The organism is Kribbella sp. NBC_01245 (genome assembly GCF_036226525.1).
Taxonomy (GTDB): Bacteria; Actinomycetota; Actinomycetes; order Propionibacteriales; family Kribbellaceae; genus Kribbella.
Map to the genome: position 1 here is coordinate 7,206,215 of NZ_CP108487.1, position 24,517 is coordinate 7,230,731.

The window sequence follows — 24,517 nt, forward strand, 5'->3', positions numbered from 1 at the left end:
AGCGACCGAGTTGCACGGAGAGTTAGTCAGGACATTCCCACCTGTCCATTTCCCGTTCGCCTGACAGTCGAACCCGCTTTCGACTGCGAATCACCCCGGCGCTTGCGGCGCGGGGCTCTGGCGGAGTGGCGGCGCCGTTGGCAACATGGCGGAATGACGACGATGCCTTCGTACGCGTCCGGACCGTCCGAGGTCCCGCTGCTCGGGGAGACGATCGGGGCCAACCTCGAGCGCACCACCAAGTCGTACGGCGATCGCGAGGCGCTGGTGGAACTCGCCAGCGGCAGGCGTTGGACCTACGCCGAGTTCAACGCCGACGTGGACGAATTCGCGCGCGGCCTGATCACCAACGGCATCGAGAAAGGCGACCGCGTCGGGATCTGGGCGCCGAACTGCGCCGAGTGGACGATCACGCAGTACGCGACGGCCAAGATCGGCGCGATCCTCGTCAACCTCAACCCGGCTTATCGCACGCACGAACTGTCGTACGCCCTGAACCAGTCCGGCGTGAAGCTGCTCATCTCGGCGACGTCGTTCAAAACGAGCGACTACCGCGCGATGATCGACAACATCCGGGCCGACTGCCCGTCGCTGACCCAAGTCGTCTACATCGGCACCGACGACTGGACCGACGTAGCAGCGGCCGCCGGCGAGACCAGCGCCGAAGACCTGGCCAGCCGAATGGCCGAACTCAGCTTCGACGACCCGATCAACATCCAGTACACGTCGGGCACGACGGGTTTCCCCAAGGGTGCAACGCTTTCCCACCACAACATCCTGAACAACGGGTACTTCGTCACCGAGACGATCGGCTTCGGTCCGGACGATCGCCTCTGCATTCCCGTGCCGTTCTACCACTGCTTCGGCATGGTGATGGGCAACCTCGGCTGTACGACGCACGGCGCCTGCATGGTCATCCCCGGCCCGGCCTTCGAACCGGCTGCCACGCTGAAGGCCGTCCAGGATGAACGCTGCACCGGGCTCTACGGCGTACCCACGATGTTCATCGCCGAATTGGGCCTGCCGGACTTCGCGTCGTACGACCTGTCCTCGTTGCGCACCGGGATCATGGCGGGTTCGCCGTGCCCGGTCGAGGTGATGAAGCGATGTGTGGCCGATATGCACATGGCCGAGGTGGCGATCTGTTACGGCATGACCGAGACCTCGCCGGTGTCGACGCAGACCCGGCGCGACGACGACCTGGATCGCCGTACGTCGACAGTGGGCCGGGTGATGCCGCACGTCGAGGTGAAGCTGGTCGACCCGGCCACGGGCCTGGTGGTGCCGCGTGGTGAAGCCGGGGAGCTTTGCACGCGTGGGTATTCGGTGATGCTCGGCTATTGGAACGACCCGGACAAGACGGCCGAGGCGATCGACAAGGCGCGGTGGATGCATACCGGCGACCTCGCGGTGATGCGTGACGACGGCTACGTGAACATCGTCGGCCGGATAAAGGACATGGTGATCCGTGGCGGCGAAAACGTGTACCCGCGCGAGATCGAGGAGTTCCTCTACACCCATCCGGATATCGCCGACGTGCAGGTGATCGGCGTACCGGACGACAAGTACGGCGAGGAGCTGTGCGCGTGGATCAAGCTTCGCGACGGCGCGACGCCTCTGGACGCGGCAGCGGTTCGCGAGTTCTGCAGTGGCAAGCTCGCGCACTACAAGATCCCGCGCTACGTACTGCTCGTGGACGACTTCCCGATGACCGTCACCGGCAAGATCCGCAAGGTCGAAATGCGCGAGAAGTCCCTTGCCCTACTTGGAATCGAAGGCTCAGAGCAGTAGTGACAGCTCCATCAGCTTGAACAGGCATCAGTAGTCGGCCGAGGCCCACCCGCGCAGTCCGGTCTTCTGCTTTTCCATGGCCCGCGTCGTGGGCGCGTATGGTCGAAGACCTAGCCGCTGGAGGTGTGGCGTGAGCTACGGAGATGAACGAAACCGGCGCGACCGCGAAGACCGGGATCGCCGGGACCGCGAGGACCAGGAACGGCGCGACCGTGAGGAGCAGGAACGACGCGACCGTGACGAGAAGGAGCGGCACGACCGTGAGGAGCGGGAACGGGAGAACGCGACCGCCGTTAGCGGGAACGAGTAGCCGAGGGGCCGGACCCGATCAAGGGCCGGCCCCTTTGCCCTCTTTGGAGGATTAGCGGACGGCGGCCAGCGCGGCGTCATCCTCGGAGCCGAAGTCGTCTTCGAGTTTTTCGGGGGAGTAGTCGAGGTCGATGCCGGCGACGTCGGCGCCGATGGCGGACTCGATCGCGCCGAGGCGGCGGGTGGCGCGGTCGCCGGCGTACGTCATCAGTGCGGTCGGGTTGATCTCGGGCGGCAGTTCGGGGCTGTGCTCCATCGCCCACTGGATTTGCGTCAGCGCGTGCGGAAGCAGTTCCTCCATCGTGTCCGTGACGACCTTCCAGTTGGACTCGTCGGCGGCGACATGGCGGCGGCAGGTGAACGTACCCCAGGCCATGTGGCGGCGTTCGTCGTCACCGATACGGCGGATGAGCTCCTGCATGCCGGGCAGTACGCCGCGTGCCGTGCACAAGAGGTTCCAGGCGTGGTAGCCGGTCAGAGCGAGTGTGCCTTCTACTACGTGGTTGTACGTGACAGAGGCGCGCACTTGGTTTGCCGGCGACGGGTCATCGCTCAGAGACTTCAGGGCCACAGGTAGCGCCTCGTAGAAGATCGCCCGGTAGCCCGGATTGTCCTCGACGTGGTGATGCAGGTCCTCCTTGACGCCGACAGCGTCTAGCCAGAGCCGGAAGACCTGGGTGTGCTTGGCCTCTTCGAAGCAGAACTGCGTCAGGTACATCTCGTCGCCGAATCGGCCCTCCGCCGCCATGGCCTGCATGAACGGCTGCAGGTCCTCGGTGACGGCCTCCTCGCCCGCGATGAACTGTGCGCACAGCATCAGCGCGTTGTGCCGCTCGTTATCGGTGAACTCCTCCCAGTCCTTGGCGTCCTGGCTGAAGTCGAGGTCAGCCGGGTTCCAGAACTTGCGATTCCCCTTGTCGAACAGGCGTAGCGGCAGTGCGTCCCAGTTCAGCCCGCCCGCTCGCAGGGAGGAAAAGCCAGTGCGATGCAACGTGGTCATAGTTCACCTCTCGGAAGCCGCGGACAGGAAAGGGCCGAGCACCCGGGCGACCTCGTCGGCGACCGTCGCCGGGGCACCCGCGGGATTGACGATGTGGCTGAGTACGACGCGCAGCGCGATGTCCACGCCGAGACGCGCGTCGTCGGGCGAGACGTCCGGCCAGTGCGAACGGACGTGCGTGTCGAGTCGTTGGTGGCACAGCTCGAGGATCTGATGGCCGCGCGTGGTGAGCAGTTGGCTGGCCTGGTCGGACCCGGGCGCGGTCAGGGCCGCCTTGATCAACGGGTTGTCCGAGGCGAGCGTCAGGGCCCGGTCGACGGCGGCGCGCAGGCCGGCGATGGCGTCGCGCTCGTGCTCCGCGAGGGCCTCGTTGACCAGCACCAGGAAGCGCTCGGTCTCGCGGGTGGCGACGGCCTGCAGGACATCCCACTTGTCGCCGAGTTCGTTGTAGACGGTCTGCCGGGATACGCCGGTCCGCCGCGCGATATCGGCCATGCGCAGGCCCTCGTATCCGCCGGCGACCAGGGCGTCGTACGCCGCGTCGAGCAGCTCATCGCGCAGTCGCCGCTTGGTCCGCTCGGAGAAGGAGGCCATGTGGTCATAGTTGACACTTCGGATAAAAGTGTCAAGAGGTCGGACAAAGCGTCACCGCATGTAAAGGTCGGCTGTGGACGTGATCCGTCCACAGCCGGCCAGGCGCTCCATCGCGAGAGCGCCGATGATCGGCCCGAGGGCAGACTCGGCCGATCGGTCGGGGCCGCACCTCCGCAAGTACGGCTCCGTGCTCCGGGTCCGACCCCAGTGCGGGACCCTGAACACAAAAGAGTCTATGTGCCCTTATTTACTGCACTTTGGGTTGTCCGGACTCCGAGATGCACCGCCGGAAGGCTGGCCGGTCAGACCTCCGCGTAGGGTTGAGGACGTGTCAGCAGCAGAGATCCGCCCCGCCGAATTGCCGACAACTCTCGTTCCGGAACTCGTGGTCGGGTTCGACCTGGACATGACGCTGATCGATTCCCGGCCCGGTATCAAGGCCGTGTACGACTTGCTGGCAGCCGAGACCGGCGTGGCGATCGATACGGAGCTGGTGGTCTCCCGGCTCGGTCCGCCGCTTGTCTGGGAGATGGCGAACTGGTTCCCGCCAGAGCAGATCGACGCCATGGTCGCCCGCTACCGCGAGCTCTACCCGACGTACGCGATCACTGGATCCGACCCGCTGCCGGGAGTGCCTGAGGCGCTTGCGGCCGTGCGGAGCTTGCACGGGCGGACGGTAGTCGTCTCGGCCAAGTACGCGCCGAGCGTGAAGCTCCACCTCGAGCACCTCGGTCTGGACGTCGACGAGCCGGTTGGTGACCTCCATGGTGCAGAGAAGGCCGTTGCCCTGAGGGAGCACAGTGCCGGCATCTACGTCGGTGACCACGTCGCTGACATCGACGGAGCCCGTGCCGCGGGTGCCGTCGCAGTAAGCGTTGCGACGGGCCCGTTCACCGCAGGCGAGCTGAAGGCGTACGGCGCTGACGTCGTACTCAACGACCTCACGGAGTTCCCTGGCTGGCTCGAGGACTACGTGTTGGAGCAGCGGCTTGAGGCGCTCATGGCCTCCCTTGCCGAGCACAGGAAGCTACTGGTCGCCTTTAGCGGTGGAGCCGACTCTGCGTTCCTCCTGGCGGCCGCAGCCCGTGCGATCGGCCCTGCGAACGTGGTGGCCGCTACGGCCGTCAGCCCGAGCCTCCCGCTCGCAGAACTCGAACCGGCCGCAGCTTTCGCCGACAGCCTCGGCGTACGCCACGTCACGCCGCCGACGCATGAGATGGAGCGAGAGGGTTACCAGGCCAACGCCGGTGACCGTTGCTACTTCTGCAAGGCGGAACTCGTCGAGACCCTGCAGCCCATCGCCGACGACTTCGGCATCGAGGCCATCGCCACCGGTACGAACGCCGACGACGCGGTCGCCGGCTTCCGCCCGGGTATTCGCGCCGCCCACGAGCGTGGTGCGATCACGCCGCTGAGGGACGCCCGGCTGACCAAGGCCGAGATCCGCGAGGCCTCCCGGCGCTGGGGCCTCGTCACCTTCGACAAGCCCGCGGCGGCCTGCCTGTCGAGCCGGATCGCGTACGGCATTCGCATCACGCCGCGCCTGCTGGCCCGCGTCGACCGTGCCGAACAGGTCGTCCGGGACCACCTCACGTCGTACGGCGTGGAGAACGTGCGAGTGCGCGACCTCGGTGGCAAGGCGAGTATCGAGATCGACGCCGGTCTACTCGCGAAGGTGGACGCCGCCACGCTGGAGGAGCTGGTGAGGGCCGAAGGCTTCGACGCGGCCGCTCTCGATCCGCGCGGATTCCGCTCCGGCGCCATGAACGAGCGCCTCGCGAACCCGGAGCAGTACCGCTAGAGGATTGGTATCGCAGAGGCGCGGGGACCATCGTTCACGTACGCTAAGTAGCCGGCACCAGCCGGAGTAACCGTCCCCTGTTCCGACGAAGACATCGAAGAGGTTTCCCGTGCCTGTAGGCAAGGTCAAGTGGTACGACGCCGGCAAGGGATTCGGCTTCCTCAGCAAGGACGAAGGCGGCGACGTCTACGTCCGGGCCGAGGCTCTGCCGGCTGGTGTGACGAGCCTCAAGCCGGGCCAGAAGGTCGAGTTCGGCGTGGTCGAGGGACGTAAGGGCGAGCAGGCGCTGCAGGTCCGCTTGATCGATCCGCCGCCCTCGGTCGCGAAGGCGATGCGGCCCAAGCCGGAGGACATGGTCACGGTCGTCGAGGACCTGATCAAACTGCTCGACAGCATCGGCGAGAACTACCGCCGCGGCCGCCACCCCGACAACAAACTGGCCCACAGCGTCGCGACCGTGCTGCGCGGTGTTGCCGACAAGCTGGACGTCTAGCGAGCGTGCATGGCCTCGATACCGGCGATGACGGTGTCGAGGCCGAGCCGTCACGCGCTCAGCAGGAGATACCCCGCCGCCACCGAACCGATGACAGCTCCGCCGTAACAGAACATGGTGATGATGGCGCTGAACCTCTTGAGCTGCAGGCCGTCATAGAGGGTGTAACGGAAGCGATGCGCCCAGTGGAACAGCGCCAACGCGCAGAGTCCGAACAGGATCAGCTTGGTGAGGGGATGCTGCAGCACCGAGAGCAGATACGCGTGATCCGGAGCGGTCAGCCAGCCCAGCGGGAACGCGACGCCGAACAGGAACAGCAGGACCGGAACCATCAGTGCGGCAACCATGCCGCCGGCGCTGAACAGCAGCCAGAGCAGTGGTTCCGGCGACCGGCGGGTCATCGGAGGATCACCCAAGCGGTGACGGCGGACAGCACCAGCCAGAGCAGGTAGTGCGCCGCCGCGATCACGCGGGGCGGGACACGGCGACCGCGCATCCGCACCACGATGGCCTTGGGTGCCAAGCCGAACCAGGTCACCGCGTGCAGCAGCACGAAGAGCAGGGCGACAACATTCAGCACGAGCACCCAGGCGCGCCCGCTCCAGTCGACGAACCGCTCGTACTCCCCACTGCCCGCACTGATGGCGCTGACCAGCAGCAGCAGGTACACAACGAACCAGGCGACGAACACACTGCTGAGCTCGCGGAGCACGAACACGAGGTATGAGCGACGCTCAAGCCACCAGAAGGTGGAGACCGGCCGGTGATACGGATGGGGCGTATCAGTCATCGTGCGCCCCTGGGCAGGAGGAAGTCCTTGAGCGCATGGGTGGCCGCGGTGAGCTTGTAGCGCTGGATGGCGCCGGCAGGGTCGACGTCTTTGGGGCAAACGGCGCTGCACTCGCCGACGAAGGTGCAGGCCCAGATCCCTTCGGGAGACGACAGTACGTCGCGACGGTCTGCGGCTCCCTCGTCCCGCGAGTCGAGGTTGTAGCGCTGGGCCAGCGCGATGGCCGCCGGACCGACGAACTGCGGGTCGAGCGCGTAGACCGGGCAGGCCGAGTAGCAGAGCATGCAGTTGATGCACATGCTGAACTGCTTGTACTCGTCCATCTCGTCCGGTGTCTGCAGGTACTCGCCCTCGTCGAGTGGCTTCTCCTCGTCGTGGACGAGCCAGGGCTTGACCGTCGGCAGCTTGCTCATGAAGTCGTCGATGTCGACGACGAGGTCGCGGACCACCGGGAAGTTGCGCAACGGCTCAATCCGCACCGGGCCCGGCGCGTAGTCGGTGAGGAAGGTGGCGCAGGTCAGCTTGGGCTCGCCGTTGACGGTCATCCCACAGCTGCCGCAGATACCCATCCGGCAGGACCAGCGGTAGGAGAGCGTGCCGTCCAGGTGGTCCTTGATGTGGTTGAGCCCGTCGAGGATCGCCCAGTCGGGGCGTAGCGGTACCTCGTAGGACTGCAGCACCGGTTCGGTCTCCAGCTCCGGCCGGTAGCGCGCGACCTCGAGGGTTATCCGGTCCGCCATGGCAGCTACCTCCCGTACACGCGTTCCCCCGGTGGCCAGCGAGTGATCGTCACCGGGAGGTATTCGACGCGGCCTGCGCCGTCGGGCTGATGGTGGATCAACGAGTGCGCCAGGTATCGCTGATCGTTCCGGGCCGGGAAGTCGGTGCGCTGGTGCGCGCCGCGCGACTCCTCACGTTGCTGGGCGCAGGCGATGATGCTCTGCGACACGTCCAGCATGAACGAGAGCTCGAGCATGGCGATGAGGTCGGTGTTGAAGGTCCGGCTGTGATCCTCGACGGCCGCGTCGGCGAATCGCTCGCGCAGCTCCAGCAGCGTGTCGGCGGCCTTCGCCAGGGAGTCCCCGTCGCGGAAGATCCCGGCCCCGTTCTCCATGGCGCTCTGCATCTCGGTCCGGATGTCCGCGATCCGCTCGCGGCCCTCGGCATGCCGCGTCAGCTCCCGCTCCAGCCGGCGCTCCTCGTCGTGGCCCTGCGCGAGCACGGCCGGGGAGACGGTACCGGCCGAGCCGGCGAACTCGGCAGCGGCCAGTCCGGCGCGAGCACCGAAGACGAGCAGCTCCGGCAGCGAGTTGGAGCCCAGCCGGTTGGCGCCGTTGATGCTGACGCAGGCGACCTCCCCGGCGGCGTACAGGCCGTCCATCGGTGTGGCGCCGTGGATGTCGGTGTGGACGCCACCCATCATGTAGTGCACCACGGGCCTGACCGGGACGAGCTCGGTGACCGGGTCTATGTTCTGGTACTTCGAGCACAGCTCCCGGACGAAGGGGAGCTTGGCGTCGATGAGCTTCGCGCCGAGATGGCGGAGGTCCAGGTGCACGATCGGCCCGTACGGCGTATCGATGGTCCGGCCTTTGTCGAACTCGTGCACGAACGCCTGCGACAACCGGTCACGTGGTCCCAGCTCCATGCTGCGCATCACCGGAGTGGGTTCGGGTTTGCCGAGGTCGTAGTCCTGCAGGTAGCGGTAGCCGTCCTTGTTGAGCAGCCAGCCGCCCTCGGCGCGGGCCGCCTCGGTGATCAGGATGCCGGTGAAGGGCAGGCCGGTGGGGTGGTACTGGACGAACTCCATGTCCTTGAGCGGCGCACCGGCCCGGTAGGCGAGCGCCATCCCGTCCCCGGTCTTGATGTTGGCGTTGGTGGTGAAGGGGTAGACCCGGCCGCAACCCCCGGAGCACACGATGACGGCGCCGGCGGTGATGGTCTCGACCCGGCCGGTGGCCAGCTCGATGGCAACGACGCCCCGAACCTGCCCCTCGTCGACCAGCAGCTTGGTGACGAACCACTCGTCGTACCGGACGATGTCGGAGTAGGAGAGCGCGGTCTGGAACAAGGTGTGGAGCAAGTGGAAGCCGGTCCGGTCGGCGGCGAACCAGGTGCGCTTCTTCTTCATGCCACCGAAGGCCCGCACCGCGATGTGCCCGTCGGGCTGCCGGCTCCAGGGGCAGCCCCAGTGCTCCAGCCGGAGCAGCTCGCGCGGAGCCTCGTCGACGAAGGCCTCGACGGCATCCTGGTCGCACAGCCAGTCGCTGCCGGACACGGTGTCGTAGGCGTGCTCGTCGAGACTGTCGTCGGCACCGGCGACCGCGGCGGCTCCACCCTCGGCGGAGACCGTGTGACTGCGCATGGGGTAGACCTTGGAAACAATCGCCACGCTCAGCCGCGGATTGGCTTCCGCCACGGCGATGGCCGCCCGCAGGCCGGCCCCGCCGCCCCCGACCACCACGACGTCGTGAAAGGCGGTCATGCCTCGTGGTCGCCGCTGTGCTCGTCCAGCAGGACCTTCCCGTCGTGGCGGACGGTCCTGATCCGCACGCTGCCGTCGTGGAACTCGTGCCGGATCAGGCGGCAGCCGCACGCGAAGAGAGTGTCGTCGAAGCTGAGGCCCTCGGCATCGCCTTCCTGGCTGCGGTCACCGTCCACGGTCCTCCCGCACGGCGCCCGCTCCTTGGTGAAGTGAGTGGTGGTGCCGGTCATCGTCGACCTCCTCCACGGCGAATGTTGTGACGGAGCTCACATCATCGATAGTGCTCCCGTGATCGCTGCTTGTCGACCCGGCGAGGACGACCGGCCTCGGGTGGTCAGCGGGGTGGGCGGCTGCCAGGGGAGCGGCGGCGGAAGGGGGAGGTGCGGGGCTGGTTTTCCACGGTCGGGTCCTTTGCCCAGTCCTCCTCGGCGGCGGGAGGGGACGGCGGCGCGTCGTCGCGCCACCAGTGATCGTCGGTACGGCGCTCGGCTGGACGTCCGTCGGTGCTCAGGATCGTCGTCGCGTCGCCATTGTCCCGCCGCCGCGGTTGCTGGTTCACCACGGTCGGGCTCGCGGCAGGTCGCGCTGGCGGGCCGGTGCGGGAGGTGGGCTGGGGCTTTGTGGGTGGGGGGCCGGAGGGGTCGCGGTTAGGGCGGCCGACGGGGGTGGTGGAGGGGCGGTAGCGGACGACAAGGAACACCACGATGAGCAGCACTGCCGCGAGGAAGCCGAAGCCCAGGCGCGGGATCAGCGGCAGGACGATGCCGCAGCCGCCGCCGAGCACCCAGGACAACTGCAGCACCGTTTCCGAACGCGCGAACACCGATGTCCGGACGGTCTCCGGCACGTCCCGCTGGATCAACGCGTCCAGCGAGAGCTTGCCAAGTGAGCTGCACAATCCCGCGACCAGGCCGAGCGCGATCAGCATCGGCAACCCGTAGAAGATCGCGACGAGGATCGCGACCGTCGCGTCCGCGAGCAGCACGACGAGTACGACGGCCTCGGGTTTACGGGCCTTGAGCAACGATCCGAGCAACGTGCCGAGACTGTTCCCGATACCGGCCGCGGCGATCACCGCACCGGCCAGCACCGCACCGTCGAGCCCGCCGATCGGCTTGTCCCGCAGGAGAAACGCCAGGTACATCGTCAGGAATCCGGACACGAACCGCAGCCCCAGGTTGCACCGGATCGCCCGCGCCACCGCCGCCGTGATCGCGCGACGCCGAGCCGCCTTGCCCTCGGCGCCGGTCATCTCCTCTTCTTGGGGCGAGTCGACCCGCGAGGGCAACCGGATGGCCAGCACGAGCCCGACCGTGTAGACCAGCGCGGCCCAGCGCAGCGACCACGCCGGGCCGATCTGCGCGAGCCCTCCGGCGATACCGGCCGAGACCGTCGCGCCGGCCACGCCTGCCAGCGAGATGCGCGAGTTCGCCGTGACCAGGGTGATGCTCTGCGGCAGCAACCGAGGTACGGCGGATGCCCGAGTCACGCCGTACGCCTTGGAGGCGACGAGACATCCCAGCGCCGCCGGGTAGAGCCACGGCGACACACTGCCGGTCATCGAGGCGGCGAGGCTCCAAACGAGGAACCCACGCAGTCCGAGCGTGGCGCCGATCGCCCAGCGCCGCCCGTGCCGGAAGCGGTCCAGGAACGGCCCGATCAGCGGTGCCATCAACGCGAACGGCGCCATCGTCAGCAGCAGGAACAACGCGACCTGGTCCCGCGCCTGGTCACTCGGTACGGCGAAGAAGACCGTGCCCGCGAGTGATACCGCGAGGGCCGTATCGCCGGCGGCGTTGACCGCGCCGAGCTCGATCAGCCGGGACAGACCGGACTCGCCCGCGCCCTGGGCAGTCGTCAAACCGCGAATCCGGCGCCCGGTCGCACGCCCGGCCCGCCCGGTGGCTCCCGCCGTACGACGTGAGGCCGACGCGACTCCGGCCGCTCCTACCTTCGACGCCTGGCCGACCTTGCGCCGCGCCTCGGCCAACTGCTCGCGCCGTCGCTCCCGCGCGACCCGCTTCGCCTCGGCCAACCTGGCCGCCTCGGCGGGATCCACGTCCGCCTTGTCTCCGCCAGAGCCGCGTGATCCGAACGGCAGGCGCCCCTTCAAACCGCCGACCCCGAACGTCGTACGACCGCTCTCGTTCTCTTGGCGTTGCCCGCCTTGAGGCTTGGAGTGGGGTGGTTCGCCGGAGCCGGTACGCCGCTGCTGCCCGGGCTCGTTCGGCCCGGCCGCGGGGTGGCGGCGGCCGTGCGGGCCGTCCGGCCTGTCGTCGCGGGGATCCATGGGCTCCATCCTGCCTGGTCGCAGGTCAGGTGGCAGCCGCAACGCACGGATTTCTGCCGGTCCAGGAGCGGGTTCAAACCAGCACCGGACGATCCGCCCCAGGGATTCGAATGGCGGCCGCGGGCGTGCGAGAATAGTCGATTGTGACTCCCGTCAAAGCTCCGGACCAGGTTCGCGCCAAAGCCGACGCCATTTGCGTGGCCGCGGTCGATGCGGCGCGGGAGGCCGCTGTCGAGGAGGCGGGGGCCGCGCAGGTCGGTGCGCACCTGTCGTACCGGGTCGAGGGCGAGCGGCTGCTCACGCACTACTTCGCGTCCACACACCCGGGGTATCTCGGCTGGTGCTGGGCCGTCACGCTGACTCGCGCCTCCCGGGCGAAGGTCGTCACCATCAACGAGGTGGTGATGCTGCCCGGCGACGAGGCGATCGTCGCGCCGGTGTGGGTGCCGTGGTCGGATCGGGTCCAGCCCGGCGACCTCCGCCCCGGTGACCTCTACCCGACCCCGTTGGACGACCCGCGGCTGGAGCCCGGTTTCGCCGACACCGGTGCGCCCGACGAGGTGCTCGAGGTGGTCGAGGAGCTCGGTCTCGGTCGCGCCCGGGTGCTCAGCCCGATCGGCCGGGACGACGCCGCCGAGCGCTGGTACGCCGGAGAGCTCGGTCCCGAATCGCCGATCGCCCAGGCCGCGCCGTACAAGTGCTCGTCCTGCGGTTACTGGATCCGGCTGGCGGACAGCCTCGGCCGGGTCTTCGGCGCCTGCTCGAACGAGATGGCCCCGGGTGAGGGACGCGTGGTGGCGGCCGACTACGGCTGTGGCGCGCACTCCGATGTCGTGGTGGAGTCGGTCGAGAGCCCGTCCACCGAGCACGCCTTCGACACCACCGGCTACGACGACCTGGACCCGGTCTCCGAATCGGCTTCGACATCGGATTCGGTTGCAGAAGAGGTCGAGCCGGTAGAGGTGCTGGATGGCGCCGGGCCCGCCTCGGTCGCCGCCTCCGTAGAGGATGTACCCGAGGCCGTGCCCTCCGTCGAGGCACCGGTGGCCGAAGCAGAGGCCGTCGAGGCGCTAGAGTCGTCCGAGGACTGACCGGTCGTCGGCTCTTCGGTGGTGAGCTTGCCGCTGGGAAGTAGCTCGGTGGTGGGCTCGGGGACGCCCCAATCTGCGACCTCGTGCTTCCCTGCCGCGAGGTGGCCTTCGATCGCGGCCCAGCGACGGCGGGTGTAGAACAGGCCGATCAGGCCCAGCCCGGTGCCGGCGACGGCGACCCAGATCCACCACTCTTCGCCGCGCGCCTCCAGCTCGGACCGGAAGATCAGCAGCACCACCAGCGCGATCAGCCAGGCACCGATGCCGACGGCAACGGTCGGCACCCCGCTCAGGTCCAGCGGTTTGACCTCGGCATGCATCAGCTCGCCGCGAGCCAGCTGGCTCGTCGGGTCGGTCCGCTTCGGGCCGCTCTTCTCCGGGCCCTTTTCCGGAACTGCGTCCCTCGCGCTGTCATCTGCCACCCCTCCACACTAATGCCCGGCTCCGACAATCCCTTGACAGGCTCGTCCCGCCTGCCCAACGCGGACCACTTAGGCCGCAAAGGGCACAGACCTGCCGAATCGCTCGCCAGTGTCGGAGCTACCTGTAATCATTCCGCCATGAGTACGTCCGAGACCACGACGGCACGCTCGAGCAGCGGCCCCCTCGACTCCTTCTTCAAGATCAGTCAGCGCGGGTCCACGCTCGGGCGTGAGATCCGTGGTGGCCTGGTCACCTTCTTCACGATGGCGTACATCGTCGTCCTGAATCCGCTCATCATCGGCACCGTCAAGGACGGATCGGGCCAGTTCGTCGGCGGCGGCACCGACCCGGCCGCCTCGATCGCCAAGATCGCCGTCGCCACCGCGCTCGCGGCCGGCGTGCTCACCATCCTGATGGGCCTGGTGGCGAACTTCCCGTTGGCGCTGGCCACCGGTCTTGGGCTGAACGCGTTCGTCGCCTTCTCGATCGCCACCAAGATGACCTGGGCCGACGCGATGGGCCTGGTCGTGCTGGAGGGCCTGATCATCCTGATCCTGGTGCTGACCGGCTTCCGCAAGGCCGTCTTCGAGGCCGTGCCACGTCAGCTCAAGGTTGCGATCAGCGTCGGCATCGGCTTGTTCATCGCGTTCATCGGCTTGGTCGACGCGGGCTTCGTGCGACGGCCGGCCTCCCCGACGGCGCCGCCGGTGGAGCTCGGCGTCGGTGGCACCCTGCGCGGCTGGCCGGTGCTGATCTTCGTGATCGGCCTGGTGCTGGTGGTGGCGCTGTACGCGCTGAAGGTCAAGGGCGCGATCCTGATCGGCATTGTCTCGGCGACGGTGCTCGCCGTCATTCTCGAGGCGATCGCCAAGATCGGCCCGCGTTCGGATACCAACCTCGGCGGCTGGGGTCTGAGCGTGCCGGAGCTGCCGGACAAACTCTTCATCGCGCCGAACTTCGACACCCTTGGCGAGTTCAACCTGTTCGGCTCGTTCAGTCAGGTCGGCGTGATCTCCGCGCTGCTGCTGATCTTCACCCTGATGCTGGCCGACTTCTTCGACACGATGGGCACGATGACGGCCATCGGCGCCGAGGCCGGCCTGCTCGACAAGGACGGCAACCCGCCGAGCACACAGCGCATCCTGATCGTCGACAGCGTTGCCGCCGCAGCCGGTGGTGCCGCCTCCGTCTCGAGCAACACGTCGTACATCGAATCAGCTTCCGGTGTGGGCGAGGGCGCGCGGACCGGCCTGGCCAGCGTCATCACCGGGTTGTGCTTCCTGGTGGCGATCGTCTTCGCGCCACTGGTCACCCTGGTGCCGTATGAGGCGGCCACTCCGGCGCTGATCCTGGTCGGCTTCCTGATGATGACCCAGATCAAGGGTGTCGACTTCGATGATCTCGAGATCGGCATTCCGGCGTTCCTGACCATCATCCTGATGCCGTTCACCTACTCGATCACCGCGGGTATCGGCGCCGGATTCGTCTCGTTCGTGCTGCTCAAGATCATTCGTGGCAAGGCCAAACTGGTCCACCCGCTGATGTGGGTGGTGTCGACGCTGTTCGTGATCTACTTCGCGATCGGCCCGCTCGGCGACTGGCTGACCTGAGCCCGGAGCGCCAGATAGTCACGACGTTCGGCGAACACGTCGCGAAGCTCGTCGGTCATGTTGTCGAGGAAGTCCTCGCGATAAGTGGCGTCGGTGAGCAGCGAGATCGAGTAGTAGAGGCCGGTGAAGGTGGCGATACCCGTCGCCACCTTCACCAGTGCCTCGCTGAGCAGTAGCGAATGCCCGAGCAGGTTGAAGTTCAGCTGCCAGGTGCCGTGGTCAATACCCCATGATTCGTAGATTGGCTCGCTGATCGCCAGCGTGCCGAAGGCGATGAAGAAGGCGCCGACTCCGACGCTCACCACCAGCACCTGCAGCCATTGCCGCAGCACCAGGTTGACGGTCAGGTTGAGGCGCTGGATCCGGCGTAGTGGCGGGCTGTCAGCCGCGACCTCCTGCACGATCCGCTTGAGCTCGCCCGGCAGCCGCAGCACCAGGAAGGCATCACCGAGCAGGGTGAACAGGACGACCGCGACAACGATGAACACCGTCGGCATACCCGAGAAGACCTGCCACATCTCGGTGTTGACGAACAGCACCAGCGAGAACACCAGCAGCAGCGGCAAGGCCCGGACCAGACTCGCCACCGAGTTACCGAGTTCGGTCACGATCCCGCGCGCTCCCCAGATCGTCGTACCGATCAGGCCATAGCCGACCACGACGTACACCACGCCGATCAGTAGCAGGTTGCTCGCGGCGATAGCGAAGAACTGCTGGACCTGGCCCTCGCTCGCCAGTGGCAGCAGGGCCGGCAACAACACGAAGACCGCCAGCTCAGGCGTGCCGAAGCGATCCGGGAACGCCCAGAATGGCCGGCCGCGCAACCCGTTGAGCAGGCCGAAGCCGCCGACCAGAACGGCGAGTGCGCCAAGGACGGCGAGCAGGTTCACCCACCACGGCCACTCGAGTGAGGTGGCGCCGAGCATCTCCGCGAGAAAAACCAGCACCAGCAGGGGAGTCGCCCGCGCGAAGATGTCGTGGGTGGGGGAGAAATCCTCGATGAACAGCGGTAACCCGGCTCGCCGGAACCGTTGCTCGTACCTATTCAGATCAGCCTGCTGCGCCATGACAGCAGACCCTAGTGTCCGATTCGTTCAAGACGTGCCTCCGGCGACGGGCCATGCTGGGGATATGACTACTTTCGATACCGCGAGGGAGTTCATCCGCCGCGAAGGCCGGTTGCTCGAGCAAAGGTTGTTCGCGACCCTGTTCGAGGATGCCGATCCGTCCGGCGTGGTCGACGCCCTGCGCGGATACCAGAACCCTGATGGCGGTTTCGGGCATGGCCTGGAGCCGGACAAGCGTTGCCCGGCCAGCCTCGGGCTCGACGTCCAGGTCGCCTTGCAGAACCTCGTCACGGCCGGGACCAACGACGTACCGATGGTCACCCGGGCGGCCGATTGGCTGCAGTCGGTGGCGAGTCCCGAGGGTGCCGTGTCGATGGCGTCCAAGGTGATCGAGGACTACCCGAGAGCGGAACACTGGGGCGATTGGACCTACATCCCCGGGCTCAACCCGACTGCGGCGATCGCCGGCCTGATGCACCAGCTCGGCGTGCAGCACCCTTGGCTCGACCGGGCCACCGAGTGGTGCTGGTCCACGCTCGAGGCGGGTCTGCCGGAGGAGGCGCACTCGCTGCTCGTGAGTACGGTCTTCCTCGAGCACGTGCCGGATCGCGCCCGCGCCGAGTCGTACGTCGAACCGATCCGCGAGTGGTTGCCGAAGGTCTCGATGTACCGCGCCGACGCGGACGATCCGTCGTACGGCGTGACGCCGCTCTGGTTCGCCCCGACGCCCTCGAGTCTTTGGCGGCGACTGTTCACCGATGAGCAGATCGAGGGCCATCTCGACCGGCTCAGGCGTGACCAGCAGTCCGACGGCGGCTGGGCACTTACCTGGGAGCCGCCCGGTCAAGCCGCCACGCTCGAGTACCGCGGCGTCATGACCGTGCAGGCCCTCCAGACCCTGCGTGCGTACAGCTAAATCAGTGCGGCAGTTCGACCGTCACGTGCGGGGCTAGTGCCATGAGGAAGTCTGCCGCGTCGAAGATGGCGCCCGCCGAGGCCACACCCTTCGTCCGCGTCTGCCCGGCCAGGATCCGTCGTACGGCCTCCACCGCCAGTGGTGCGGTGACGGCGTAGATGTCCTGGCCGCTGGCAGTCGCGCGGCGCTCGACCCCCTTGGCGCGGACGAGGACGTCGACGACGAAGGTCTGGTCCGAACGCCCTGACGCGTCGACCGCCTCCGGCGCAGGCGTGTCCTGGTCGAACAGGTCGCGCGCGGCCTCGACGGCCATGTACGTGCGGACCTTGGGCACGGCCAAGTGGCTGGGAACCGTCACGATGTCGGCCATGGAGAACTCGGGGAGGACGATTCGGCGGCCCAGCGGCTCCGGGAAGTCCCAGTCCTCTTTGGTCGACTCGTCATCGTGGTACTGGAGTTCGCCGTCCGTGAACCGAACCCGGCGGCCCGCACGACGCTCGTGCGACACCTGACCCGCTTCCCGCGTGCCATTGGTGGGGTGCCAGCTGCTCAACCCGTACGCGACGTGCACCTCGTCCGCCTCGGTCCACTCGCCCATCGCCGCGGTCGCCAGCAGGTCGCCCAATCCGCCGAAAAAGGCCATCGCCGGCACGACGGCGGTGCCGGCCTCTTGAGCTGCGTCCGCGTAGTCGGCGAAGGTCGAGACGTTCGCTTCGATCTCCGCCGCGACATCGACGTACGGGATGCCGGCGCGCAAGGCGGCCTCGACGACCGGGCCGCTCGTCACCGCGAACGGGCCGGCGGCGTTGATGACGGCCGCCGCACCGGCAAGCGCCCGATCCAGCGAACTCGGGTCGTCCACCGTGGCCGGCCGAACCTCGACGTCGCCCCACCCCGCGGCCAGCTCCTGCAACCGAGCCGCGTCACGGCCCGAGACGACAGTGGTGAAGCCGCGCTCGAGCAGTTCGGCGACGATGAATCGCCCGGTGTGCCCGGTCGCTCCGTAAACCACCACTGCGTTCATTGTTTCCTCCGCTTCAGCTGTTCTGATGCGTCCATTCTTGGGGCGCGGAGTGCTCGAGCGTGATAGTCCGGAACGACACCATGCGTACACTTTCGGACATGCACACTGTCGCGGTGGCTACCGCCGGTCATCTGCTGCACTTCGAGCTCGGAGTGGCGTACGAGATCTTCGGCAACCCGCCGCGCGAAGGCGGCAAAGCCCTCGACTGGTACGACGTACTGCTGTGCGGGCCTGGTCCGATCCAGGTCGGACCGTTCATGGTCGAGCCGGAGTACGGGCTGGAGCGATTGGTCAGCGCGGACACCGTGATCGTGCCCGCCTGCGCCGATGTCGACGAGCCGCCGCCGGCCGAGCTGGTCGACGCTGTTCGGGCGGCCCACGAGGCGGGTGCGCGGATCGCGTCCCTCTGTACCGGGGCCTTCGTGCTCGGTGCCGCGGGCCTGCTGGACGGTCGGCGGGCGACCACCCATTGGGCGCATACCGCGGAGCTGAGTGCCCGGCATCCGCTGGCCGTGATCGACCAGGACGTGCTCTATACGGACAACGGCAGCGTGCTCACGTCCGCGGGCAAGGCGGCGGCCGTGGACCTCTGCCTGCATCTGGTCAACCTCGACCACGGCGCCGGTATCGCCAACTTTGTCGCGCGTCGCCTGGTCATGCCGCCGCATCGGGCCGGCGGCCAGGCCCAGTTCGTATCAACGCCGGTGCAGGTCACGGGCGACCACAAACTGGCCCACTTGCAAGAGTGGGTGCAGGAACGCCTGGACCAGCCGTTGACGGTGACCGATCTGGCGAAGCGGGCGAGCACTAGTCCTCGCAATCTCGGCCGGCACTTCCGGTCGGTGACCGGGCAGGCTCCGATCCAGTGGCTGCTGGTCCAGCGCGTGCGTCGCGCTCAGGAGTTGCTGGAGGCAACCGATCAGAGCATCGAGGCGGTTGCCGTGGCTACCGGGATGGGCACGGCCACGACGCTTCGGCGCCAGTTCAAGCGGATCGTGGGGGTTCCGCCGGACACCTACCGCCGATCGTTCCGCAGCACGCGGTCGGCCTAGCTCACCGCGAGCACGCGGTCGGCCTAACTCACCGCGAGCACGCGCCTTGGAAGAGGCTGATGTAGGAGTAATAGGTGCCGGAGTCATGCTTTCGTTCAATTTCCGAGACCTCGACGCACGAAGCCGCCGGGGCTTGGTCGTCGTCGCTCGACTGCATCTGTCTGGTGATCTCGTAGAGCCTGGGCTTATCGGCCTCGGCGCTGTCGGACGAGATCCGCTCGACGTACAGGTCGGCGTCGACGAGGTCCTCGACTGCCGCCTCGATCCGCGTGGCGGTCACTAGGTCGCTGGTTCCGTCCAGGGGGCGGACGGCGCGCTGGGTGGCGTCGTACAGCTCGTCATCCGTCAGCTGGATCCGGTCGATGCCAAAGCCCGCGATCACGACCGCGATCACCGCGACCAGCCAGTTCCACCAGAAGAGCCACTTGTATCCGCTCACGGTCGGCTCCAATGCGTCCGGCCGTACCTGGGACCGCACCTTCCGATGCCAACGCTCCGGCCCCATCAATGCGCGACCAACCAGCCCGACCGCCAAACCACAAAGACCTACAACAACCACGACCACGGGCTCTCCTTCCAGACCGCTGCTCAACCTAAGCCGTCCCGGGTTCACGCCCAACCCACTCATCGGGCCCCTGTGACACGGCGCGTCGGCCTTCATCGGTCCCTTGCGACCAGTGGCACGGGCCAACCGCCTTTGCATTCGTTCGTCGGAATCCGCCCTCGCAGCCACCGCGGTCCAGTACAGGTCAGCGAACGGACGAGGGCGGATTCCGACGAATGAATGCAAAGTGACGGTGCTGCGCGGGTCGTCGCGGGCGGGCTACGCGCGGTCCGAAGGGACCGATGAACCCCGACACGCCGCGTCACAACGGCCCGATGAGCAGGGGGTGGGCGTTGTTATGTCAGGACGTGGGCGGTTGTCAAGAGTTTAATTAGCAAAGGTAATGAGTTAAGCTAACGATATGCCCAGTGTTGTCGCGCAGCAGGTGAAGAGTGATGTCGGTCTGGCCAGTGCGCTGAGGTCGTCGATCATGCGGCTGTCTCGGCAGATCCGGTGGCAGCGGGCCGATGACGCGGACCTGACGGCGAATCAGCTGAGTGTGCTCGGCGCGCTCGCCAAGCATGACGCGATGACGCTCGGTGAGCTGGCGGCGCACGAGAAGGTGAAGCCGCCGTCGATGACGCGGATCGTGTCCAACATGGAGGCGGCCGGGCTGGTGGTCCGCCGTCCGCATGAGAGCGACAAACGCCTCGTGCTGGTCGAGCTGACCGATGCCGCTCGCGCCCTGATCATCGCGAACCGCCGCCGCCGGGACGAGTGGCTGAAGACCAAGTTGAAGACCCTGACCCTTGAGGAGCGCGAGATCCTGCGCAAAGCAGCACCTGTACTAGAACGACTGGCAGCTCTATGAGTCCGACCTTCCGTGCATTCAAGGTCCGGAATTTCCGGCTCTACGCCTCTGGCGCGATCGTCTCGAACGTCGGCACCTGGATGCAGCGGGTGGCCCAGGACTGGCTGGTCCTGGAGCTGACCCACTCCGGTACGGCGCTCGGCATCGTGACCGGCCTGCAGTTCCTGCCCGCCCTGCTCGTCTCGCCGTATGCGGGCCTCATCGCCGACCGCTTCCCCAAGCGCAAGGTGCTCACCATCACCCAGATCGCGATGGGTTCCGTCGCGCTGCTGCTCGGCACGCTGGCCGTCACCGGTCTGGTCGAGGCCTGGCATGTGTACGTGCTGGCCTTCGCTTTCGGTATCGGCACTGCCTTCGACGCGCCGACCCGGCAGGCGTTCGTGGTCGAGATGGTCGGCAAGGACGAGCTGTCCAACGCCGTCGGGCTGAACTCGGCCTCGTTCAACGCGGCCCGGCTGATCGGCCCCGGTCTGGCCGGTCTGCTGATCGCCTGGATCGGCACCGGCCCGGTGATCATCATCAACGGCCTCAGCTATGCCGCGGTGATCGTGTCGCTACACCTGATGCGGACCAGCGAGCTGCAGACCCCGACGCCGGCAGCCCGGGATAAGGGCATGATCCGCGACGGCATGCGCTACCTCTGGCGCCGGCCGGAGCTGATGATGATCCTCACGGCGGTGTTCTTCGCGGGCACCTTCGGGCTGAACTTCCAGATGACCTCGGCGCTGATGGCGACCAACGCGTTCCACAAGGGCGCGGGGGAGTACGGGATTCTCGGCTCGATCCTCGCGATCGGTTCGCTCACCGGTGCCCTGCTGGCCGCCCGCCGGGTCCGGACCAGGCAGCGGCTGGTGATCGGTGCCGCGCTGGCCTTCGGCGTGATGGTTGTCATCAGCGGTCTGATGCCCAGCTATCTGACCTTCGCGCTGGTGCTGCCGGTCGTCGGCTTCACCGCGCTGACGCTGCTGACCGCGGCCAACGCGACCATGCAGCTCGGTATCGACCCGACCATGCGCGGCCGGGTGATGGCGCTCTACATGACCGTGCTGATGGGTGGTACGCCGCTGGGCTCGCCGTTCATCGGGTGGGTCGGCCAGACCTTCGGCGCCCGGTGGTCCCTGATCGTCGGCGGGTCGCTGACCGTGCTCGGCACCCTCGGCTCGGTGCTGTACTTCTCCCGCCGCCGGGGCCTCTCGATCCGCCCGCGCCTGCTACCCCGTCCGCACCTGGACGTGCTGCCGCAGACCGACCTCCTGGACGCCAAGCGCACAGCCGACCTGGTGGACGCCAGGCGCACGGCCGACCTAGTGGACGGCAAGCGCACGGCCGACCCGGTGCCGGTCAAGCCCGGGCCTGTGCGGCCTGTCAGGCCGCGGGTCGCTTAAGCCGCTAGTGGAAGGCCTCGATGACCGGGGCCATCCGTTCGAGTACGGCCGTCGCCTGCTCTGGCGAGGCGTCGAGGTCGGGGAGCCGGATCATCACTTCGGCGGCTCCGGCCTCGGCGAGTTCGCGGAACCGCCCGATCTGGTCCTCGACCGTACCGGCGTGCACGCTCGCGGCGTACTTGGCCGGATCCTGCCGACGCGGCCGCAGCCGTTCCACCGAGGCCGCGAGCTCTTGGTCGTCCTTGCCGACCAACACGGTCGAGAGATGCGTCAGCGCCACCTCGGCCGGCTCCCGACCCGCCGCCACGCAATGCGCCCGCAGTACGTCGGACTTGTGGCGTACGTCGTCTGCTGAGCCGAAGACGTTCGCAGCGGACGCATAACGCGCTGCAAGCCGTAGCGTCCGCTTCTCCCCGCCACCGCCAACCAGAAGTGGCAGTGGATCCTGCAACGGCCTCGGGTAGCAAGAGGTGTCCGGTACGTCGAGAAGCTTCCCGTGGAAGGCCTTATTCCCAGGGCCCCACATGACGGGCAATAGCCGCAACGCGTCCTCCAGCAACGCATACCGGTCATTGACCGACGGGAAGTCCCAGCCGTACGCCTTGTGCTCTGCCTCGAACCACGCGAGCCCAATCCCGCAGACCGCCCGGCCGCCGCTCAAGACGTCCAGGGTGGCAGCGATCTTCCCGAGGTGTGCCACGTTCCGGTAGGTGATACCCGAGACCAGCGTGCCGAGGCGGACGTGAGACGTACAGGCGGCCAGATACGCGAGTGTCGTCCAGCTCTCGAGGAAGTCGTCCCAAGCCCTCCCAACCTGCGGGATCTGCCTGAAGTGGTCCATCACGTAGATCGCGTCGAAGCCGACAGCCTCGGCTGTAGACGCCACCACCCGCAGCCAATCGCTCATCCCCTCACGCCCGGCTGGAAACTCTCCGAGGTGCAGGCCAAACCGCAGCCCGGTAGGCCGCTCCTGCTGACGTACCAAGGCTGCAGACGCCGACACGAACGCCTCGGGTACGACGCGAACAGCCTGCGGCAAAAGCACCTCGTCGTACCCCTCGGTGTCGAGCGCAGCGCGAACGGTAGGCCAGTTACGCAGTTGCGAGGCCAGTACGTCGGCAGGGATGCGTTTGGCGCGCAGGCGATTCCGTAGGCGGCACTCCTCGGCAGAGGTATCGAAGGCCACCGCAACGCACGCCAGACCGTGGGAACGGGCCAGCGCCAGCCAAGCCGTACGACGCTCCTGGTCGAGCCCTAGCGTGTCGATGACCGTTGTGAGGCCGCGAGCCAGCCTGAGCCGCACGATCTGCTCGAGCAGGTCAAACGCGTCAGCGCTCGCAGTGATGTCGTCCTCGCCCGAACCCGCCACTGCACGCAGTCGGTCGCTAGAGACGATCGTGTCGGCCGGGAAATGCTCCAAAGCCCAGGTCGACTTCCCGGCCGCGCCAGGCCCCACCAGGATCACCACACACGGCGACGGCAGATTCATGAGCATCAGTCTGCCAAGGTCGTACGATCCTCGGATGCGATTGTTCGTTGGAGTTGTCCCGCCGTTGGAGGTTGTCGAGCATCTGGCCGAGTTCGTGGAACCGCGCCGGTCCCATCCGGACGAGGATCTGCGTTGGTCCTCCGAGAGCACCTGGCACATCACTCTCGCCTTCCTCGGCGAGGTCCCCGATTACAAGACCGATGACCTGGCCGAAGGGCTGGAGTTCGTCGCCAAGCGGCAAAAGCCGATCGACCTGCGCTTGAAGGGCGCCGGCGCGTTCCCGGGCGTACCGAATGCGCGCGTCCTCTTCACGGGCGTCCACGATCCCGAGGACCAGCTCGCGCACCTCGCGAGCGTGACCCGCGGCGCGGTGAACAAGGCCGGCGTGCAGGTCGACGGGCGCAAGTTCACCCCGCACGTCACGCTGGCACGCCTCGGCCGCCCGGTCGACGTCCTGCGTTATGTCCGGGTGCTCGATCTGTACGAAGGCCCGGAATGGACCGCCACCGGGTTCGAGTTGATCTCGTCACGTCTGGGCGAGGGCCCGAGCCATGGTGCGGCCTACGACACAGTGGGCGAATGGGAGTTCTTAGGTTAGCCTTCCATAGGTTAGCCATGCCTAATGTCCCAGGAGTCCGCCGATGCTCGCCAACTACCTGATCGGGCTTCGGGAAGGCCTTGAGGCATCCCTGGTGGTCAGCATCCTGGCTACCTTCCTGGTCCGATCCGGTCATCGCGACCGCATGCGCTACGTCTGGTACGGCGTCAGCGCGGCCGTCGCGGTGGCCGTGGCCGGCTGGGCGCTGCTGCAGTTCATCACCGCGCTGACCGCGAAGTCGTTCGTGGCGCAGGAGACCATCGGCGGCATCATGTCGATCCTGGCGGTCGGCTTCGTCACCTGGATGATCTTCTGGATGCGCAAGGCGTCCCGCTCGATCGCGGGGGAGTTGCGCGAACGCCTCGGCCAGGCCCTCGAGATCGGCCCGCGCGCCATCGTCGTACTCGCGTTCCTGGCGGTCTTCCGCGAGGGCATCGAGACGGCCTTCATCGTCTACGCCTCAGCCGCGACGGCCACTACGGCGACGCCGTTCGTCGGCGTCCTGCTGGGCCTCGTCAGCGCGGTCGTGCTCGGCGTGCTGATCTACCGAGGCGCGGTGAAGGTCAACCTGGCCGTCTTCTTCAAGTGGACGGGCGCGATCCTCGTGCTGGTGGCCGCCGGGATCCTCGCGTACGGCTTCCACGACTTGCAGGAGGCGAACATCCTGCCCGGCCTGCACACGCTCGCCTTCGACATCTCGACCGCGATCCCGCCCGACAGCTGGTACGGCGTACTGCTCAAGGGGATCTTCAACTTCAACCCGATGCCGACCGTGGTCGAGCTGACCGTCTGGCTGCTCTACCTCGCACCCGTGCTCTTCCTTTATTTCCGTCCGATCCGCAGCAACGCACCAGCGCCCACGGTGCCGGCCTGATGCTCTATTCCCAGGAGAGA

24 protein-coding genes and 1 pseudogene are annotated in these 24,517 nt (G+C 67.3%); 12 read left to right on the plus strand and 13 right to left on the minus strand.

Annotation, left to right across the window (positions count from 1 at the left end; translation table 11 throughout):
• Positions 1–153: 153 nt before the first annotated feature.
• Together OG394_RS33005 and OG394_RS33010 are read left to right on the plus strand one after the other, a co-directional pair.
• Positions 154–1,791 carry an AMP-binding protein gene (locus tag OG394_RS33005; protein ID WP_328991086.1) on the plus strand — a complete coding sequence of 546 codons (1,638 nt, stop codon included), beginning with the start codon at positions 154–156 and terminating at the stop codon, positions 1,789–1,791.
• Positions 1,792–1,921: 130 nt separating this feature from the next.
• Entirely contained in the window at positions 1,922–2,101 is a 180-nt protein-coding gene (locus tag OG394_RS33010) for a hypothetical protein (protein WP_328991087.1), read from the plus strand.
• 51 nt (positions 2,102–2,152) lie between these two features.
• Here OG394_RS33010 and OG394_RS33015 read toward each other — a convergent pair whose 3' ends face one another.
• Positions 2,153–3,100 carry a R2-like ligand-binding oxidase gene (locus tag OG394_RS33015; RefSeq protein ID WP_328991088.1) on the minus strand — a complete coding sequence of 316 codons (948 nt, stop codon included), beginning with the start codon at positions 3,098–3,100 and terminating at the stop codon, positions 2,153–2,155.
• A 3-nt stretch (positions 3,101–3,103) separates the two neighbouring features.
• Positions 3,104–3,694 carry a TetR/AcrR family transcriptional regulator gene (locus tag OG394_RS33020; RefSeq protein ID WP_328991089.1) on the minus strand — a complete coding sequence of 197 codons (591 nt, stop codon included), beginning with the start codon at positions 3,692–3,694 and terminating at the stop codon, positions 3,104–3,106.
• A gap of 328 nt (positions 3,695–4,022) precedes the next feature.
• Here OG394_RS33020 and larE point away from each other — a divergent pair, with 328 nt between their 5' ends.
• A complete protein-coding gene (gene larE / locus OG394_RS33025) occupies positions 4,023–5,495 on the plus strand; it encodes an ATP-dependent sacrificial sulfur transferase LarE (RefSeq protein WP_328991090.1) in 1,473 nt (490 codons plus the stop codon).
• A gap of 109 nt (positions 5,496–5,604) precedes the next feature.
• Positions 5,605–5,988: a cold-shock protein gene (locus OG394_RS33030; RefSeq protein ID WP_328991091.1), complete on the plus strand. Its 384-nt coding sequence runs from the start codon at positions 5,605–5,607 to the stop codon at positions 5,986–5,988.
• Between the two features lie 50 nt (positions 5,989–6,038).
• Here the strand turns inward: OG394_RS33030 and frdD are convergent, their stop codons facing one another.
• From frdD to OG394_RS33060, 6 genes are all read right to left on the minus strand, one after another.
• Positions 6,039–6,389, minus strand: a complete 351-nt coding sequence (frdD, locus tag OG394_RS33035) for a fumarate reductase subunit FrdD (protein ID WP_328991092.1) — start codon at positions 6,387–6,389, stop codon at positions 6,039–6,041.
• Positions 6,386–6,778, minus strand: a complete 393-nt coding sequence (locus tag OG394_RS33040) for a fumarate reductase subunit C (protein WP_328991093.1) — start codon at positions 6,776–6,778, stop codon at positions 6,386–6,388. The genes frdD and OG394_RS33040 overlap by 4 nt, the downstream gene beginning before the upstream one ends.
• Positions 6,775–7,518 (minus strand): succinate dehydrogenase/fumarate reductase iron-sulfur subunit, encoded by a 744-nt coding sequence (locus OG394_RS33045; RefSeq protein ID WP_328991094.1) that lies wholly within the window; start codon positions 7,516–7,518, stop codon positions 6,775–6,777. The genes OG394_RS33040 and OG394_RS33045 overlap by 4 nt, the downstream gene beginning before the upstream one ends.
• 5 nt (positions 7,519–7,523) lie before the next feature.
• Positions 7,524–9,263 carry a fumarate reductase (quinol) flavoprotein subunit gene (gene frdA, locus OG394_RS33050; RefSeq protein ID WP_328991095.1) on the minus strand — a complete coding sequence of 580 codons (1,740 nt, stop codon included), beginning with the start codon at positions 9,261–9,263 and terminating at the stop codon, positions 7,524–7,526.
• Entirely contained in the window at positions 9,260–9,493 is a 234-nt protein-coding gene (locus tag OG394_RS33055) for a hypothetical protein (RefSeq protein WP_328991096.1), read from the minus strand. The genes frdA and OG394_RS33055 overlap by 4 nt, the downstream gene beginning before the upstream one ends.
• 104 nt (positions 9,494–9,597) lie before the next feature.
• On the minus strand, positions 9,598–11,553 hold the full coding sequence (locus OG394_RS33060; protein WP_328991097.1) for an MFS transporter: 1,956 nt from the start codon (positions 11,551–11,553) through the stop codon (positions 9,598–9,600).
• 143 nt (positions 11,554–11,696) lie between these two features.
• On the opposite strand from OG394_RS33060, the pseudogene OG394_RS33065 reads away from it, so the two are divergent.
• A pseudogene (locus OG394_RS33065) lies at positions 11,697–12,449 on the plus strand (DUF3027 domain-containing protein); the annotation flags it as partial.
• On the opposite strand, the gene OG394_RS40165 reads toward OG394_RS33065, so the two are convergent.
• Positions 12,440–12,964 (minus strand): DUF2530 domain-containing protein, encoded by a 525-nt coding sequence (locus OG394_RS40165; protein WP_442914316.1) that lies wholly within the window; start codon positions 12,962–12,964, stop codon positions 12,440–12,442. The pseudogene OG394_RS33065 and the gene OG394_RS40165 overlap by 10 nt on opposite strands.
• 240 nt (positions 12,965–13,204) lie before the next feature.
• On the opposite strand from OG394_RS40165, the gene OG394_RS33075 reads away from it, so the two are divergent.
• Positions 13,205–14,677, plus strand: coding sequence for an NCS2 family permease (locus OG394_RS33075; protein WP_328991099.1), 1,473 nt, complete (start codon positions 13,205–13,207; stop codon positions 14,675–14,677).
• Here the strand turns inward: OG394_RS33075 and OG394_RS33080 are convergent.
• On the minus strand, positions 14,638–15,744 hold the full coding sequence (locus OG394_RS33080; RefSeq protein WP_328991100.1) for a hypothetical protein: 1,107 nt from the start codon (positions 15,742–15,744) through the stop codon (positions 14,638–14,640). The two genes, OG394_RS33075 and OG394_RS33080, sit on opposite strands and share 40 nt — an antisense overlap.
• Positions 15,745–15,808: 64 nt before the next feature.
• On the opposite strand from OG394_RS33080, the gene OG394_RS33085 reads away from it, so the two are divergent.
• Positions 15,809–16,660: a hypothetical protein gene (locus tag OG394_RS33085; protein ID WP_328991101.1), complete on the plus strand. Its 852-nt coding sequence runs from the start codon at positions 15,809–15,811 to the stop codon at positions 16,658–16,660.
• 1 nt (position 16,661) lies between these two features.
• Here OG394_RS33085 and OG394_RS33090 read toward each other — a convergent pair whose 3' ends face one another.
• Positions 16,662–17,684: a saccharopine dehydrogenase family protein gene (locus OG394_RS33090; RefSeq protein ID WP_328991102.1), complete on the minus strand. Its 1,023-nt coding sequence runs from the start codon at positions 17,682–17,684 to the stop codon at positions 16,662–16,664.
• Positions 17,685–17,782: 98 nt separating this feature from the next.
• Here OG394_RS33090 and OG394_RS33095 point away from each other — a divergent pair, with 98 nt between their 5' ends.
• Positions 17,783–18,736, plus strand: a complete 954-nt coding sequence (locus OG394_RS33095; RefSeq protein WP_328991103.1) for a helix-turn-helix domain-containing protein — start codon at positions 17,783–17,785, stop codon at positions 18,734–18,736.
• A 28-nt stretch (positions 18,737–18,764) separates the two neighbouring features.
• On the opposite strand, the gene OG394_RS33100 is transcribed toward OG394_RS33095, so the two are convergent.
• Positions 18,765–19,175: a hypothetical protein gene (locus tag OG394_RS33100; RefSeq protein ID WP_328991104.1), complete on the minus strand. Its 411-nt coding sequence runs from the start codon at positions 19,173–19,175 to the stop codon at positions 18,765–18,767.
• Between the two features lie 526 nt (positions 19,176–19,701).
• Between OG394_RS33100 and OG394_RS33105 the strand changes: the two genes are divergently transcribed.
• Positions 19,702–20,151 (plus strand): MarR family winged helix-turn-helix transcriptional regulator, encoded by a 450-nt coding sequence (locus tag OG394_RS33105; protein ID WP_328991105.1) that lies wholly within the window; start codon positions 19,702–19,704, stop codon positions 20,149–20,151.
• The gene (locus OG394_RS33110; RefSeq protein WP_328991106.1) at positions 20,148–21,536 is read left to right on the plus strand and encodes an MFS transporter; all 1,389 of its coding nucleotides are present in this window, start codon (positions 20,148–20,150) and stop codon (positions 21,534–21,536) included. The genes OG394_RS33105 and OG394_RS33110 overlap by 4 nt, the downstream gene beginning before the upstream one ends.
• 4 nt (positions 21,537–21,540) lie before the next feature.
• Here the strand turns inward: OG394_RS33110 and OG394_RS33115 are convergent, their stop codons facing one another.
• The gene (locus tag OG394_RS33115) at positions 21,541–23,025 is read right to left on the minus strand and encodes a TIGR03560 family F420-dependent LLM class oxidoreductase (RefSeq protein WP_328991107.1); all 1,485 of its coding nucleotides are present in this window, start codon (positions 23,023–23,025) and stop codon (positions 21,541–21,543) included.
• A 34-nt stretch (positions 23,026–23,059) separates the two neighbouring features.
• Between OG394_RS33115 and thpR the strand changes: the two genes are divergently transcribed.
• Together thpR and efeU are read left to right on the plus strand one after the other, a co-directional pair.
• Positions 23,060–23,623 carry an RNA 2',3'-cyclic phosphodiesterase gene (gene thpR / locus OG394_RS33120; RefSeq protein ID WP_328991108.1) on the plus strand — a complete coding sequence of 188 codons (564 nt, stop codon included), beginning with the start codon at positions 23,060–23,062 and terminating at the stop codon, positions 23,621–23,623.
• Between the two features lie 43 nt (positions 23,624–23,666).
• Complete coding sequence (gene efeU / locus OG394_RS33125; RefSeq protein WP_328991109.1) at positions 23,667–24,497, plus strand: iron uptake transporter permease EfeU; 831 nt, start codon at positions 23,667–23,669, stop codon at positions 24,495–24,497.
• The last annotated feature ends 20 nt before the right edge of the window (positions 24,498–24,517 follow it).